Below are 15695 nucleotides of genomic sequence, written 5' to 3'. Positions count from 1 at the left end.
TTATCTCCTTATTTCCCGCTCATGGCGTTGTGCAGCAGATCCAGCCAGTTCGGTACCGACATGTGGAAGGACTCAATCAACTTCATGTCGAAACCACGGAAGAAGGCGCTCAGCACAAACAGGGCCACAATCGCGCTCATCATCACTTTGGTAACGCGATGCCAGCCGCTCTCTTCAACGCCTTTACCGATAAGAATACCCAGCACCAGGCCCGGTACGGCGTTACCCATAATCAGCTGCGCTGCGCCACCGAAGATGGTCGCCCAGAAGCCCGATTTTTTACCGGCATCAATCGCGGCCAGCCAGAAGATAACCGGCATGATGATGTTCACCAGCAGGTTCGCCGCCGGGACCAGCACTTTCACTGCCGTGACCTGTAACGCTTCCGGAACCGCAGAAGCAGTAGAGTTGAGGAACGCGACCACCACCATGCCAATCAGACCACAGGCAATCGCCATTTTTTTCGGGTCATGCAGGGTTTCGGCTACGTTGCGGTTTTTAATCATCAGCGCCGCGGCACCCCAGTTTGGGATGATGCGGTGGTCAACGTCCTGAGTGAAAGCGCCCGCCGCCACTGAGGATGCCCAGGCGTTAAAGAAGAAGCCCAGACCGAAAGAGAAGTGGGAAGCCGGGTCACCTTCGCAGGAATTCAGCTCGCCCAACGTACGAAAAGCACCCATCCCCTGTGTGGTGGGCGCATGAAACATGCGTGCAGCTCCGGCACCCACACCGACGCCAACCAGGCCGCCAATGATGAGTGATTTAAAGAGAATAATCAGGAACATGTGTCTGTCCTTTTATACGGTTTATGTTGTTGTGACGAAATCCACTTTGTCGAGATTTAAGGCGGTCACGTTGACGGTAACGTCCAGCTCCACGCTGAACGTGCGTCGTTCCCGGCGCAGAAAGATAAACAGAAACGCCTCTTTCCGAACCGCTTCCTGCGCATGAACAACCGCCACGTCCTGTGGTTCGATGCGCAGTAGAATATGCGGCGATGATTTCATCACCGCACCCTGAACCTGGTTGAGCGCATCGGCGAAGGCGCGTGCTTTGGCCTCACCTTTGCCCTTGACCCTCACCGTGGTGGTGAATTGTTCTTTCATGCTTATGCGCCGTATTTCTTCTGCCAGGCCAGCACCAAACGCTCGCCCAACTCTTCTTTATCCATAAAGCCGAAGCCCAGCACGTTCGCGCCTTCGTTGATAGCGGTCACGCCTTCATCCACTGAGCGCATACCGTATTTCGCTTTGTAGCCGTACTTGGTCTGGGCGGTGATAGCCCCCGCGCCGCCGCTGCCACAGAAGGAGATGCCGAAGGTCGCGTTTTCCGCTTTCATCACATCGCCGAGCTTCATATCTGCGGCCACACCTGGCACCACTACCGCGCGGCCACCGGCCTTTTCCACACCAGCGGCAACTTTTTGGCCTTTGCCCAGACGATCGCCAATCACTACGGTAATTTGTGTCATGTTTTGCTCCTTAAAGGTTTTCTTTTGCCACTTCGAAGTGCACTGACAGCAGCCAGGCTTCTTCATCCGGAAGGTTGCCGAACTGCGCGACCACTTCGCGGGCAAGCGTCATTGAATCTTGTGAAATTTCTTCAAACAGGCTGGCTTCCACTTCCGGCAGCGGCTCTCCGGTTATAGACCGGTGGGCCATTGCACGGACATGAGATGTCAGCATTTGCTCCTGGACGGCGTTAGGGATGATGCCGTGACCTTTTAGCAGGCTATACACCTGGCTCAGCATGCGAGTTGCAAGCTCTTCGGTCTGACTCCCGACGTCGGTAATAACTGCTCCGTTGTTCACTCTTGTAGCCCCGTTTATTGCGTCTGCATTAAAACTAACGTGCGCGGGGTCGGGTTTGTAGCGAGTTGTTTTCCACTTCAAAGTGGAAAGGCGGCAGGCGGGAGTGATCTGTTCCACATAATTCGGCTTAACTTAGATTAAATACCCTATTTGCGTGATGAATATCACGGGAAACCACTGAAAATTGATGAAACGAAAGGGCGGAAAGGTGGAGAGGTTTCGGATAAAAGCGTGATGTCGATAAGCTTTTGTGATGACGATGCGGAAGAATTACGTGGAAGCGTGCCGGGAAAAGGGAATTTCCCCGGCAGGGGAAGAGCATTGGCGGGCGATATTAACGGTATTTCTGGTGGTAGGTATTACGGGTTCCGGCCAGATCGAGTGCCACGCCCTGCGCTTCCTTGATTTTGCCTTCGTTCGCCAGTTTAGTGGCGTTATCAATCTGGCTAATCAGAACATCAAAGCCGTGACGATAGTCTTTCATTTCAGCGCTGTCCGCCGCCTTGTTTTCCAGCTTCGGTGGCGTCTGCTTTTGGGCATCCTGTGCGGCGATGCGCATTTTGCCGAGTGCAGCTTTCATTTCAGCCGCATCGTTGCTCTTTTGCACCACTTTCAGGTTTTCAGACAGGGTGTCCATGTCATCGCCGAGATCGGCAAATGCCGGTGCTACGCCCATCATCAGGGTGGAGACAGCCAACAGGGCCAGTACTTTTTTACGCATTGCTCGCATTGCTCACTTCCTTTTTTATTTTTGAAGAGGCGTGGCGCGGCAGGTTGCGCCACCATCAGAACAAGGTTATTGCCCGGCGATTTTCATTTCCGGCAGCAGCACGGAACCGCACTGAATATTGCTGCGCGTTTCGATGTCGTCGGCCACGGTCACGATATTACGCCACATCTCTTTCAGGTTTCCAGCAATGGTAATTTCACTCACTGGATACTGGATCTCGCCATTCTCGACCCAGAAGCCTGATGCGCCGCGAGAGTAGTCGCCCGTGACGCCACTGACACCCTGCCCCATCAGTTCGGTGACAACAAGGCCGGTGCCCATCTCTTTAAGCAACTTTTCAAAACTGAGGCCCTGACCCTGGATGCGCCAGTTATGGATCCCGCCCGCGTGACCGGTGCTTTTCAGCCCCAGTTTACGCGCTGAGTAGTTGGTCAGCAGCCACTGGGTCAGAATGCCGTCTTTGATGATATCGCGACGCTCCGTGCGCACGCCTTCGCTGTCGAACGGCGTCGAGGCCAGGCCTTTCAGCAGGTGCGGATGCTCTTCAATGGTCAGCCATTCCGGCAGAATTTGTTTCCCGAGCGAGTCGAGCAGGAACGTCGATTTGCGATACACCGCGCCGCCTGCAATCGCGCCAACCAGGTGTCCAAACAGCCCGGTCGCCACTTCGTTAGCGAAAATGACCGGCGCCTTCATGGTTGAGAGTTTACGCGGGGAAAGCCGCGACAGGGTGCGCTGCGCGCAGTCGGCCCCAACGGATTCCGGGTCGAGCAAATCGCCCATCGCGCGGCCAATGGTATAGGCATAGTCGCGCTCCATGTCACCGTTTTCTTCCGCGATAACGCAGCTCGACAGCGAGTGACGGGTGGAGCAGTAGCTCTGCAACATGCCGTGGCTGTTGCCGAAGACCTTGATCCCGTAGTGGCTGTTGAAGCTGCCGCCTTCGGTATTGGTGATGCGTTTGTCGGCTTTGAGCGCTGCCTGTTCGGCGCGGGCAGCCAGTTCAATTGCTTCGTCCGGGGAGACTTCCGCCGGGTGGAATAAATCGAGGTCCGGCGCATCAAAGGCCAGTAATTCTTTCTCCGCTACGCCCGCGTACGGGTCCGGCGAAGTGTAGCGAGCGATATCCAACGCTGCCTGCACGGTACGCGCCACGGCGTCCGGGCTTAAATCGGTGGTCGATGCGCTGCCCTTGCGGTTCTGATGATAAACCGTAATCCCCAGGGCACCATCGCTATTGAATTCAACGTTTTCCACTTCGCCATAACGCGTGCTGACGCTGATTCCGGTCGATTTGCTGACCCCGACCTCTGCGGCATCAGATTTACCTGCCGCCAGTTCCAGTGCGGTGGAGACGGCTTTTTCCAGTGCTTTACGCTGCTCTGCAACCTGTGTGATTACTTTCATCGCTAATGCCATAATGTAGAAAGGAGTTTATTGAAGTCTAACAGAGAACCGTTTTTCAGTGCGTACCGAAACTGTTAATATGGATCTCTTTTTTTAGGAGCCTGAGATGACAAAGCAGCCCGAAGACTGGCTCGACGACGTGCCCGGTGATGACGAGATCGACGATGAAGATGATGAAATCATCTGGGTCAGCAAAAGTGAAATTAAACGCGATGCCGAGGAGTTAAAAGACCTCGGGGCCGAAATCGTTGAGCTCGGTAAAAACGCGCTCGACAAAATCCCGCTGGATGAAGACCTGCGTGCCGCCGTTGAACTGGCGCAGAAAATCAAGAAAGAAGGCCGCCGTCGCCAGATGCAGTTGATCGGTAAAATGCTGCGTCAGCGTGACGTGGAGCCGATTCGTCAGGCGCTCGATAAGCTGAAAAACCGTCATAACCAGCAGGTTGCGCTGTTCCATAAACTGGAGCAACTGCGCGATCGTCTGGTCGATGAAGGGGATGATGTGGTCGCGGAAGTGCTGAATCTGTGGCCGGATGCTGACCGTCAGCAGCTGCGTTCGCTTATCCGTAATGCGAAGAAAGAGAAAGAAGGCAATAAGCCGCCGAAATCCTCTCGTCTGATCTTCCAGTATCTGCGTGAACTGGCAGAAAACGCCGACTAAGTCATTGCCGGATGGCGCTGCGCTTATCCGGCCTACGATGCTGTAGGCCCGGTAGGCAAAGCGCCACCGGGCGCGTAGGTTACTCTACCGCTTCCGCTTTTTTCGCCAGCTTATCCAGCAGTTTCTGATGAATCCCGCCAAAGCCACCGTTGCTCATCACCAGAATGTGATCGCCCGGCTGTGCAGCTTTAACAATCATATCCACCAGCGTATCCACATCAGCGCTCCAGTGCGCAGGCTGAATACAAGCTTCGGCGACTTCAGCGACCTGCCACGGAATATGCTGCGGCTGTAACAAGAACACTTCATCCGCACGGCCCAGCGATGGCGCTAAGTCGTCTTTGCAGATGCCCATTTTCATGGTGTTGGAGCGCGGTTCCAGCACGGCGAGAATGCGCGCCGTTCCGCCCACTTTGCCCCGCAGCGCCTGCAACGTGGCGAGGATGGCGGTCGGGTGATGCGCGAAATCGTCATACACCGTAACGCCATGCGCTTCACCGCGCAGTTCCAGACGGCGACGGGCGTTGACGAATGAACCCAGCGCGTCGGCGGCATCGGTCGGTTTCACCCCCACATGACGCGCGGCGGCAATCGCCATCAGCCCGTTATGCATGTTGTGTTCGCCCACCAGGCCCCATTTCACCTGACCGACTTTTTCACCGTCGAGCCACACTTCCCACTCTGCGGCATCAGGGGTGATTTTCTTCGCCTGCCAGTGACCCTGCTCGCCCACCAGCTCCTGCTCGCTCCAGCAGCCCATCGCCAGGGTTTGCTTCAGATTAACGTCATTTTCCGGCGAGATGATGCGTCCCTGGCCCGGCACGATACGCACCAGGTGGTGGAACTGTTTTTGAATCGCTTTCAGATCGTCAAAGATATCAGCGTGATCGAACTCAAGGTTGTTGAGGATCAGCGTGCGCGGGCAGTAGTGAACGAATTTAGAGCGCTTGTCGAAGAAGGCGCAGTCATATTCGTCGGCTTCAATGACGAAGAACGGGCTGTCACCCAGACGCGCGGAGACGTCGAAGTTACCCGGCACGCCGCCGATCACAAAGCCAGGCTTATAGCCACAGGCTTCGAGGATCCACGTCGCCATGCCTGCGGTGGTGGTTTTACCGTGCGTGCCTGCCACGGCGACCACCCAGCGGTCGCGCAGCACGAAATCGTGCAGCCACTGCGGGCCAGACAGGTATGGAATGTTTTTCTCAAGCACCGCTTCGACGCACGGATTGCCGCGGGTCATGGCGTTGCCGATGATCACTAAATCCGGCCGCGGTTCGAGCTGACTCGCGTCATAACCCTGAATCAGGTCAATGCCCTGCTCTTCCAGCAGGGTGCTCATCGGCGGATACACATTGGCGTCCGAACCGGTCACTTCATGGCCAAGAGAACGAGCCAGCATCGCCAGACCGCCCATAAAAGTGCCACAAATCCCCAAAATATGAATGCGCATACGTCACTGTTCCTCTCTCATCAGCCGCGCATTTTACCCTCTTGTGAGGGGGCAGAGAAACGCATTTCGGTTAATTCCGTATTTAGCTGGCGCGATTCACCATTACGCTGCATTTTGAATGTTTGTTAAGATTGTTGGACATTAACCGCTTTACTCAACATCAAATGCAGGGAAAGTGTTATGAAAACGTTAGGTGAATTTATTGTCGAAAAGCAGCACGAGTTTTCTCATGCTACCGGGGAGCTCACTGCTTTGCTGTCGGCAATAAAGCTCGGCGCCAAGATCATCCACCGCGATATCAATAAGGCCGGTCTGGTCGATATCCTGGGTGCCAGCGGGGCTGAAAACATTCAGGGCGAAACGCAGCAGAAGCTGGACCTGTTCGCCAATGAAAAGCTGAAAGCCGCCCTGAGAGCCCGTGACATCGTGGCTGGGATTGCCTCCGAAGAAGAAGATGAAATTGTGGTCTTCGACGGCTGCGAGCACGCCAAATACGTGGTGTTGATGGACCCACTCGACGGCTCGTCCAACATCGACGTGAACGTCTCCGTCGGCACCATCTTCTCTATCTACCGTCGCGTCACGCCCGTTGGCACGCCGGTCACCGAAGAAGATTTCCTGCAGCCGGGCAACAAACAGGTTGCTGCCGGATATGTGGTATACGGCTCATCAACCATGCTGGTGTACACCACCGGCTGTGGCGTGCATGCCTTCACCTACGACCCGTCGCTCGGCGTGTTCTGCCTGAGCCAGGAGCGTATGCGCTTCCCGGCCAAGGGCAATACCTATTCCATCAACGAAGGTAACTACATCAAATTCCCGATGGGCGTGAAGAAGTATCTCAAGTTCTGTCAGGAAGAAGATAAGAACACCCAGCGCCCGTACACCTCGCGCTATATCGGTTCTCTGGTGGCGGATTTCCACCGCAACCTGCTGAAAGGTGGAATTTATCTCTACCCAAGCACCGCCAGCCACCCGCAAGGTAAGCTGCGTTTACTGTACGAGTGCAACCCGATGGCGTTCCTCGCCGAACAGGCGGGCGGCAAAGCCAGCGACGGTAAAGAGCGCATTCTGGATATTATACCGGAGACACTGCACCAGCGCCGTCCGTTCTTCGTCGGTAACGAGCATATGGTTGACGATGTGGAACGTTTAATTCGCGAGTTCCCTGAGGCGTAATGTAAACGCATTGCCGACAGGCAATTCTTTGAGAGTCGTATTGCCGGATGCCCTCTCCCACGGGGTAAGGGGAGCGTGATGCTCCCCTTACCCCGTTCACGTTCTGCACGGGTTGCGGAACCGGCTAAACATTTGGTGAACGGAACCATTCCGCCCAGATCAGCGGATCCCGCCTACGCCGCCTGACTCTGCAATCTGAACGACGCCATCGCTTCCATTAGCTCGCGGGACTGCTCTTCCAGCGAACGGGTTGCGGCGGAAGATTGCTGTACCAGCGCCGCGTTCTGCTGCGCGGTTTCATCCATTTGAATCACCGCAATATTGACCTGCTCGATACCGCGACTTTGTTCCTGCGATGCGCTGGCAATCTCACGCATCAGCCTGGTCATGCGCATCACTTCGGAGGCGATTTCATCCATCGTTTCCCCGGCCTGTTGCGCAAGGTCGCTGCCTTCGCTGACGTGCGTTTGTGAGGCACTGATCAACTGGCGAATCTCTTTCGCGGCATCGGCACTACGGCTGGCCAGATTACGCACTTCCCCCGCCACCACGGCAAATCCACGCCCTTGCTCACCGGCACGCGCTGCTTCAACTGAGGCGTTGAGGGCCAGAATATTGGTCTGGAAAGCAATCCCGTCGATGACGCTGAGGATATCGCCGATCCGGCTCGAACTGCCGGAAATATCACGCATCTTCTCAATCACATAGCACACCATTTCGCTGCCGCGATCGGCGGTGTCAGACACCGTTTTCGCCAGCTGGTGCGCCTGTTCGGCATTGTCGGCGTTCTGTTTCACCGTGGCGGTGATCTGCTCCATACTGGCTGCGGTCTGTTCCAGCGAGGTGGCCGTCGATTCTGTGCGCTGCGCCAGATTGTTATTACCTGCGGTCAGCTCGCGGCTGCCGATATCAATCTGCGAACTGGCATCGCGCACCCGTAATACCGAGTCCATCAACGACTGCCGCATTTCGCTTATCGCCGCATTCAGACGGTTGATTTCCTGACTCACCGGCGCATTCACGCTGTGCGTCAGATTGCCTGCCGCCACCTGTTCAAGCTGTACAATCGCCGTATTCAGCGGCTTGAGCAGCATATGACGCAGCGCCAGCCAGGCCAGCACAATCACGCCTGCCGTCAGCAGAATGGCGATAATCATCAGCGTCATCACCCGATTTTTACTGCTGTGTACCACCTGCACTTCCGCCTGGCCACGGGTGTCCACCCACGCCTGGAATGCCTGCATGTCGTTATCAAACTGACGAGAAACCGGGATCAAATGGTTTTCCAGCAGGTCGTAATAGCTGTCTGCGCTCTGCTGATTCAACGCCGCCAGCATCGGGGTAATGCCCTGTTTATTATAGGCAGCATAGCTTTTTGCCACCTGCGCCAGCAGCTGCGAGCCCTGCTCGTCATCGATTTTCGAGGCAATGACGTTCGACAGCGTTTTCTGCGCCGTCGCCACTTCACGATTGATGTTCTGCACCGATTTCGCCGCGTCGTCGAGCATACCGATTTCCATCAGTCGCACAGCCTGCCCCGCTTCATTACGCGCCCGCAGGATCAGGGTGTAGCCCTTGTTGAGCTGCACTAACTGTTCACCCTGAAGATGATTGATGCGCGTGAGAGAGGTCGAACTTTGGTTGAGAGCGTAAATGCCAATCCCGCTGACCAGCAGCAGAAGGAGGGTCATCACGGCCAGTAAAGAAAGCAGGCCGGTACGGATTGAAAGCTGTTTAAGCATGATGTCATTCCCGGTAGCAAAGAGACTTTTGGGCGTAAACAAAAAGTATCGGCTGCTACCGGAAAAACATTAGGGTTCAGGATGTTATTGCTTTGTTATGGCTGGAGCGATACGGGTGACCGGCGAGCTCTGACGGTTCTCCCAGAGCACGATCAGGCCGCGTTGCAGGGCGATAAAAATAAACAACAAAATGCCGATAGCGATTTTCGTCCACCACGAACTGAGCGTCCCGTCGAAGTTGATGTAGGTCTGAATCAGCCCCTGAATACCGACCCCGAACAGCGTACCCAGTACCGTACCGACCCCGCCGCTCAGCAGCGTGCCGCCAATCACCACCGAGGCAATCGCATCCAGTTCCACGCCCATTCCCGCCAGCGCGTAACCCGCCTGGGTATAGACCGAGAAGACAATTCCGGCGAGGGTCGCCAGACCCGTCGACAGCATATAAATCCGAATGGTGGTGCTGCGGGTAGAAATCCCCATCAGGTTGGCCGACACCGCGCTGCCGCCGATGGCATAGACCTGATTGCCAAACCGCGTGCGATGCGCGACAAACATCCCGGCGACCACGACCAGCAGCATCAGCAGGCCCATGGCGCTAAGCCGCCCGCCGCCGGGGATCATCCATGCCATATCGGACAACGAGTCGTAAATAGGGTGGTTAATCGGAATCGACTCTTCGGACACCAGGTAGCTGACGCCGCGCAGGAAGAACATCCCGGCCAGGGTGATGATGAACGCCGGGATTTTCAACGCGTCGATAAGCAAGCCCATAAACGCGCCGAAGGCGCAGCCCATCAACAGCACCAGCGGGAATGCCACCAGCGGCGACAGACCCCAGTACCCGATCGCTTTGGCGAGAAATACGCCGGTAAAGGCGATTACCGACCCGACCGACAAATCAATACCGCCGGAAAGGATAACAAAGGTCATGCCGACGGCGATGATGCCGAGAAATGCGTTATCGGTGAGGATGTTGCAAATCACGCGGGTCGAGGCGAAGCCAGGGAACTGCGTGAGGCAATAGAGATAGCCGAGGATAAACACCCCGAGGGTGATCATCAGCGGCAAATTACGTTTTATCATGGCCGCGCACTCCTTTCAGTAAACCGATAAAGCGCGGCGACTGGACCACCAGCACGCACAGCACCACCACCGCTTTCACCACCTGATTCAGCTCCGGCTGGAAACCCGACAGCAGAATGCCGGTATTCATCCCCTGGATAATCAGCGCGCCAATCACCGACAGCAGCAGGTTAAAGCGCCCGCCCATCAGCGAGCCGCCGCCGATCACCACCGCCAGAATGGCGTCCAGTTCCAGCCACAGCCCGGCGTTGTTGGCATCGGCCCCGCGAATATCCGCCGCCACGATGATGCCAGCTATGGCGGCACACACCCCGCTGAGCACGTAGGTCAACATCACCACGATCCGGGTATTAACCCCGGCGTTTTTTGCGGCACGGATGTTAATCCCCACCGCTTCGATGAACATGCCCAGCGCGGTTTTACGCGTAAACAGCCAGAACACAAGTAGCGTCATTACGGCGATAATCACCGGCGTCGGGAGCAGCAGCAGCTTGCCACTGCCGAACCAGGCCAGCGCATCCGAATCGAAGGTGACGATTTGCCCAGCGGTGATAAGCTGCGCCACACCGCGCCCGGCGACCATTAAAATCAAGGTTGCCACAAACGGCTGGATCTTGAGGATTGCCACCAGAATCCCGTTCCATAACCCGGCCAGCACCCCGGTCGCCAGCGCCGCCAGAATCACCATCGGCAAGCTGTGCCCGGCGACTTCCATCGACGCCGCCGTCGCCCCGGCAATCGCCATCACCGCGCCGACCGAGAGGTCAATTCCGCCAGTAGCGATAACCAGCGTCATGCCGATAGCCAGCAGCGCAACCGGCGCCGCACGGTTAAGAATGTCTATCGGGCTGCCAAACAGGCGTCCGTCCTGCAATACCACCTGGAAAAAATGCGGTGACACGATACTGTCGACCAACAGGACGAGGATCAACGCCGCGATCTGTGGCATCCCCGTCGGCCAATGGAAGCGACGCTTAGGCCGCTCGGTTTGTGGGAGTGATTGTGGCATCACGTCGTACCCCTTATGCCGCAATAGCATTCATGATAGCCGGCACCGTCAGGGCATCCAGCGGGATCTCAGCTACCTGTTTACGATCGCGCAAAATAATCACCCGATCCGCATAGCCCACCAGTTCTTCCAGTTCCGACGAAATGACCAGCAGCGCGAGGCCATCGGCGCACAGCGTTTCGATCAGGCGGATGATCTCCGCGTGCGCCCCGACGTCGATCCCCCGGGTCGGCTCGTCGAGGATCAAGAACTGCGGGCGGGTCAGCAGCCAGCGGGACAGCAACACTTTTTGCTGGTTGCCGCCGGAGAGAAATTCGATCGGCTGTTCCGCACTCGGGGTGCGAATGCCTAACTGGCGAATAAAGCGTTCGGCAATTTCGTTTTGCTCCCGCCGTGGGATCGGCCGCAGCCAGCCGCGCTGCGCCTGTAGCGCCAGAATAATGTTTTCCCGCACGGTCGCCGCGGCGATGATGCCGTCGGTTTTCCTGTCTTCCGGGCAAAAACCGATGCCCAGGCAGGAGGCCTGATGCGGGGAACGCAGCGTTTGCGGTTTGCCTTTAATTTCCGCACTACCGCGGTCGGCAGGTTTGATGCCGAAAATCACTTCCGCCGTTTCGGTGCGTCCGGAGCCAAGCAGCCCCGCCAGCCCGACGATTTCGCCTGGCCGCACCTGTAAATCGAACGGTTCGATGACCCCTTTTTTGCCGTAGCCTTTAAACGCCGCCACCGGCCTGTCGCTCAACAGCGTGCGGCCTGCACGTTGCAGGGCGTTGTTGTCCAGCTCGCGGCCCAGCATCATTTTGACCAGCTCGATTTGCGGCAGCGCGTTGGTTTCTTTGCAGCCGACAAAACTGCCGTTGCGCAGCACCGTGATGCGGTCGCTGACCTGGTAAACCTGATCGAGGAAGTGGGTGACGAAAATCAGGCTGACACCCTGGTCGCGCAGCTGGCGCATCAGGGTAAACAGCATCTCCACTTCCTGGGTATCGAGGCTGGCGGTGGGTTCGTCGAGAATAAGCACTTTGGCCGAGAGATCGATGGCGCGACAAATAGCCACTATCTGCTGCATCGCCACGGAAAGGCGGTTTAGCGGCTCGCGCACGTCGAGCGAAAAACCGTATGAGGCCATCAGCGCGGTGGCACGTTTTTCCATCTCTTTGCGTTGAATCAGGCCAAAACGGCGCGGTTCGCGGCCAATAAACAGGTTATCTGCCACCGACATATTCGGCAGCAGGTTCACTTCCTGGTACACCGTGCCAATGCCCAACTGTTGAGCATGAGCGGTGTTTTTGGGCGAAATGGCTGCGCCTTCCAGCCAGATAGTGCCGCGATCGGCGTGGTACACCCCGGTCAGCGCTTTAATGAGGGTCGATTTCCCGGCACCGTTTTCACCGAGCAGGGCCATAATTTCGCCGCGTCGCAGGCTGAAATCCACGTTATCCAGCGCTTTTACGCCGGGGAAAAATTTGCTCAAGCCTTCCGTGCGCAAAATGTCCTGATTGTGGTTTACGTCAGTCATCATTAACCCCCTGAAAATAACCCTCACCCAACCCGTTCCCAACAAGGGAGAAAGCGCTCCCTTCCGGAGAAAGGGTTACGGTGAGGAGTCACACTACTCACTCAGTACCCCATGTTTTTCTTCTTCTCTAACTCTTCTTTCGCGGTGTCAGGCAGATAGAGTGTCGATTTCGTCAGGGTCAGCTTCGGTGGCAGGGTGCCGTCTTTCTTGAATTTCTCGAGCGCGTCAAACGCCGGTCCCGCCATATTCGGCGTCAGCTCTACGCTGGCGTTGGCTTCACCATTCATCATCGCTTTATAGATATCCGGCACGCCGTCGATAGACCCGGTCAGGATATCTTTGCCCGGCTTGAGACCGGCTTCTTTGATGGCCTGAATGGCCCCAATCACCATGTCATCGTTATGGGCATAAACCATGCAGATGTTTTTGCCGTTGTTCTCAGCCTTGATGAAGCTCTCCATGACTTCTTTGCCTTTACTGCGGGTGAAGTCCCCGGACTGAGAGCGAATAATTTTGATGTTTGGCGCTTTGGCAATGGCCTCAGCGAAACCTTTCTTACGATCAATCGCCACGCTTGCGCCGACGGTGCCTTGCAACTCAACCACGTTACACGGCTTGCCCGCTTCGGTTTTCACCAGCCAGTCGCCGATCAGCTTGCCTTCAAGGATGTTGTCGGCGGTGACGGTGGTCATGTAGAGCGATTTGTCTTTCACATCAATTGAGCGATCAAGCAGGAACACCGGAATGTTGGCCTGTTTGGCCTCTTTCAACACCGGCTCCCAGCCGGTGGCGACTACCGGAGCAATGAAGATCGCGTCAACGCCCTGGGCGATAAACGAACGTACGGCTTTGATTTGGTTTTCCTGTTTCTGCTGGCCGTCGGCGATCTTCAGCGTGATACCGCGCTTTTGAGCCTCACTTTTCGCCACGCTGGTTTCAGCAGCACGCCAGCCGGATTCCGAACCGACCTGTGAAAATCCTACGGTTAATGGGGCAGCCATTGCCATAGACGACATGGCTGCTGAAACAGCGGAGACAAGAAGTAAGCGCTTCCACATAAAGGTACCCTCTTCGATTTATTTGCTGGTTTGCCCGTCATATTTCGAGCTGCATGTGCCGAAAAACTATAGACAATGGGAAAGGTAACGTGATGCGTTACATCACACTTCCAAAAAGAGAAATAGGGATTTGTAAGCGCTTCCATAACCTTATTCAGGAAGCGGCTATGTTTATGGATTTTTCAGTTGGGTAAAGGCTCTGAAAAACGGTGCGTCAGCCCTCTATGGCCTAAAAGAAGCGAAGACATTTAACGTGAGTTGGCTATAATACCGGGCACTTTGTTGCCACACATTTTAAAGGAATCAGACATGAGCTTACTCAACGTCCCGGCGGGCAAAGAGCTGCCTGAAGACATCTACGTTGTTATCGAAATTCCTGCTAACGCAGATCCAATCAAATACGAAATCGACAAAGACACCGGTGCTCTGTTTGTAGACCGTTTCATGTCTACCGCGATGTTCTATCCGTGCAACTACGGTTACATCAACCACACCCTGTCCCTGGACGGTGACCCGGTTGACGTTCTGGTCCCAACGCCATATCCGCTGCAGCCGGGTTCTGTGATCCGTTGCCGTCCAGTTGGCGTGCTGAAAATGACCGACGAAGCCGGTGAAGATGCGAAACTGGTTGCCGTGCCGCACACCAAACTGAGCAAAGAGTACGATCACATCAAAGATGTGAACGACCTGCCAGAACTGCTGAAAGCGCAGATCTCCCACTTCTTCGAGCAGTACAAAGCGCTTGAGAAAGGCAAATGGGTTAAAGTTGAAGGCTGGGATAACGCTGAAGCTGCGAAAGCAGAAATCATCGCCTCCTTCGAACGCGCTAAGAAGTAATTCTTGCCGTCGTGAAGACACCGCCTACGGGCGGTGTTTTTCATTCAACGATAGCCATCAGTCTGGCCAATGCTTCCTCGACGATTTCAGCTGGCGCAGTTTCAATTTTGCTTGCACCACGCGCCCCCAAATCGACCATCCTGACCTGATTAATCAGCACCACGCCGTTCGTTTTCGTCCCCGAGCCACTTAATGAAACGCTAAACCCCGCCTCACGCGCAAAATTTCCGCCCTGCGTGACCGGTGCCACCAGCGCAGTACCTGTTCGGTTAAAGGCCGCGGTAGAGAGGATAATTGCGGGTCGACTTACCCCTTGCTGTTCGCGTCCACACGCGGGAGAGAAACTCACCAGAACGATATCTCCACGTTCAAAACTGGGTCGTTTCACCATACTTCATTGCCCAATGGATTATCGTTTCCCCAAACCTCTTCTTCTGAAAGCTTAGGCGCATCCAGATCGCATTCGGCCAGCAACTGTTCAAGCGTATAGCGCTTGCGTGCCACCGGCGTCAAAACCAGCTGATTATTGATCACTTCCGCCTCCATGCTTTGACCTGCTTTAAGGCCAAGCTCTTTTACGACAACACCAGGAATGACCATACCGGTACTGTTTCCCCATTTTTTAATAACGATGCGCATCGCTCCCCCTCAGTTAGACAAAGTATAACCCCGGGGAGCGTAATGTCATGTTCTACGTGTTAAACCGGGTGACAGCCAGCGTGATTTTCGGAATTTAATAAGAAATGCGCACGGCTACGGGCGGAAAGGAAAAAGCAGAAGGTGTTGCAGGAATTTCTTCGGCATAACGCGCAAAAAAAATCACGCCACCCGAAGGTGGCGTGATTCATTTAGCCTTTCAGTACGACTCTTTATCCAGCCAGTTGCCGGTCGGGATCAGCGTAAATCCGTCCACCGGACGCTGGTAGACGTACATCCACGCACTACCGTACGGTGTCTGGATTAAACGGCGCGCGTATTCGCCGCCTTTGGTACGCAGCGCGTCAAGTTCGGCCAGCGTCGAGGCATCGATACGATACACTTCACCTACTACAGTACCATCCCCTGGCACGGCGCCTGGATAGTGGCCCAGGCTGTAGAGTTGATAGTTATCGACGCTGTGATCGCCCAGCCACTGGGCGTTGGTCATCCAGTGACTGTTGCCTTGTTTGCGCCGCAAACTGCCATATACAAATATTCGCATTG

General features: G+C 55.6%; 18 protein-coding genes. 3 read left to right on the top strand and 15 right to left on the bottom strand.

What is annotated here, in order from left to right; all coding sequences use genetic code 11:
- Positions 1-8: 8 nt before the first annotated feature.
- From ACG0Z5_RS17125 to pmbA, 6 genes are all read right to left on the bottom strand, one after another.
- A complete protein-coding gene (locus ACG0Z5_RS17125; protein WP_394449589.1) occupies positions 9-785 on the bottom strand; it encodes a DUF4311 domain-containing protein in 777 nt (258 codons plus the stop codon).
- 21 nt (positions 786-806) lie between these two features.
- Positions 807-1106 carry a DUF4312 family protein gene (locus ACG0Z5_RS17120; protein WP_319628385.1) on the bottom strand — a complete coding sequence of 100 codons (300 nt, stop codon included), beginning with the start codon at positions 1104-1106 and terminating at the stop codon, positions 807-809.
- A 2-nt stretch (positions 1107-1108) separates the two neighbouring features.
- Entirely contained in the window at positions 1109-1471 is a 363-nt protein-coding gene (locus ACG0Z5_RS17115; RefSeq protein WP_394449587.1) for an SFCGS family glycine-rich protein, read from the bottom strand.
- Between the two features lie 10 nt (positions 1472-1481).
- Positions 1482-1811 carry a glycine dehydrogenase gene (locus ACG0Z5_RS17110; protein WP_394449585.1) on the bottom strand — a complete coding sequence of 110 codons (330 nt, stop codon included), beginning with the start codon at positions 1809-1811 and terminating at the stop codon, positions 1482-1484.
- 334 nt (positions 1812-2145) lie between these two features.
- Positions 2146-2532 (bottom strand): cytochrome b562, encoded by a 387-nt coding sequence (gene cybC, locus ACG0Z5_RS17105; protein WP_394449633.1) that lies wholly within the window; start codon positions 2530-2532, stop codon positions 2146-2148.
- Positions 2533-2607: 75 nt separating this feature from the next.
- Complete coding sequence (gene pmbA / locus ACG0Z5_RS17100; RefSeq protein WP_394449583.1) at positions 2608-3960, bottom strand: metalloprotease PmbA; 1353 nt, start codon at positions 3958-3960, stop codon at positions 2608-2610.
- Between the two features lie 94 nt (positions 3961-4054).
- On the opposite strand from pmbA, the gene yjgA reads away from it, so the two are divergent.
- Entirely contained in the window at positions 4055-4609 is a 555-nt protein-coding gene (gene yjgA / locus ACG0Z5_RS17095) for a ribosome biogenesis factor YjgA (protein ID WP_319628389.1), read from the top strand.
- Positions 4610-4688: 79 nt separating this feature from the next.
- Here the strand turns inward: yjgA and mpl are convergent, their stop codons facing one another.
- Positions 4689-6062, bottom strand: a complete 1374-nt coding sequence (gene mpl, locus ACG0Z5_RS17090) for a UDP-N-acetylmuramate:L-alanyl-gamma-D-glutamyl-meso-diaminopimelate ligase (RefSeq protein ID WP_394449581.1) — start codon at positions 6060-6062, stop codon at positions 4689-4691.
- A gap of 180 nt (positions 6063-6242) precedes the next feature.
- Between mpl and fbp the strand changes: the two genes are divergently transcribed.
- Positions 6243-7241, top strand: coding sequence for a class 1 fructose-bisphosphatase (gene fbp, locus ACG0Z5_RS17085; RefSeq protein WP_394449579.1), 999 nt, complete (start codon positions 6243-6245; stop codon positions 7239-7241).
- Between the two features lie 173 nt (positions 7242-7414).
- On the opposite strand, the gene ACG0Z5_RS17080 is transcribed toward fbp, so the two are convergent.
- From ACG0Z5_RS17080 to ytfQ, 5 genes are all read right to left on the bottom strand, one after another.
- A complete protein-coding gene (locus tag ACG0Z5_RS17080; protein WP_394449577.1) occupies positions 7415-8983 on the bottom strand; it encodes a methyl-accepting chemotaxis protein in 1569 nt (522 codons plus the stop codon).
- A gap of 84 nt (positions 8984-9067) precedes the next feature.
- On the bottom strand, positions 9068-10069 hold the full coding sequence (gene yjfF, locus ACG0Z5_RS17075; protein ID WP_394449575.1) for a galactofuranose ABC transporter, permease protein YjfF: 1002 nt from the start codon (positions 10067-10069) through the stop codon (positions 9068-9070).
- On the bottom strand, positions 10056-11081 hold the full coding sequence (ytfT, locus tag ACG0Z5_RS17070; protein ID WP_394449573.1) for a galactofuranose ABC transporter, ATP-binding protein YtfT: 1026 nt from the start codon (positions 11079-11081) through the stop codon (positions 10056-10058). The genes yjfF and ytfT overlap by 14 nt, the downstream gene beginning before the upstream one ends.
- Before the next feature lie 10 nt (positions 11082-11091).
- Entirely contained in the window at positions 11092-12597 is a 1506-nt protein-coding gene (gene ytfR, locus ACG0Z5_RS17065) for a galactofuranose ABC transporter, ATP-binding protein YtfR (protein ID WP_394449631.1), read from the bottom strand.
- Positions 12598-12698: 101 nt separating this feature from the next.
- The gene (gene ytfQ / locus ACG0Z5_RS17060; RefSeq protein ID WP_394449571.1) at positions 12699-13655 is read right to left on the bottom strand and encodes a galactofuranose ABC transporter substrate-binding protein YtfQ; all 957 of its coding nucleotides are present in this window, start codon (positions 13653-13655) and stop codon (positions 12699-12701) included.
- Positions 13656-13964: 309 nt separating this feature from the next.
- Here ytfQ and ppa point away from each other — a divergent pair, with 309 nt between their 5' ends.
- Complete coding sequence (gene ppa / locus ACG0Z5_RS17055) at positions 13965-14492, top strand: inorganic diphosphatase (RefSeq protein ID WP_319628396.1); 528 nt, start codon at positions 13965-13967, stop codon at positions 14490-14492.
- Positions 14493-14532: 40 nt separating this feature from the next.
- Here ppa and ACG0Z5_RS17050 read toward each other — a convergent pair whose 3' ends face one another.
- The 3 genes from ACG0Z5_RS17050 to ACG0Z5_RS17040 form a co-directional block, all read right to left on the bottom strand.
- Entirely contained in the window at positions 14533-14883 is a 351-nt protein-coding gene (locus ACG0Z5_RS17050) for a type II toxin-antitoxin system ChpB family toxin (RefSeq protein WP_394449569.1), read from the bottom strand.
- Entirely contained in the window at positions 14877-15131 is a 255-nt protein-coding gene (locus ACG0Z5_RS17045) for an AbrB/MazE/SpoVT family DNA-binding domain-containing protein (RefSeq protein WP_394449567.1), read from the bottom strand. Before ACG0Z5_RS17045 ends, ACG0Z5_RS17050 begins: the two co-directional genes overlap by 7 nt.
- A gap of 217 nt (positions 15132-15348) precedes the next feature.
- A complete protein-coding gene (locus tag ACG0Z5_RS17040; protein ID WP_394449565.1) occupies positions 15349-15693 on the bottom strand; it encodes a gamma-glutamylcyclotransferase in 345 nt (114 codons plus the stop codon).
- Positions 15694-15695 lie beyond the last annotated feature (2 nt).

Source organism: Scandinavium sp. M-37, assembly GCF_043558715.1.
GTDB lineage: Bacteria > Pseudomonadota > Gammaproteobacteria > Enterobacterales > Enterobacteriaceae > Scandinavium > Scandinavium vulneris_A.
This window is presented reverse-complemented; position numbering and strand designations above follow the sequence as displayed.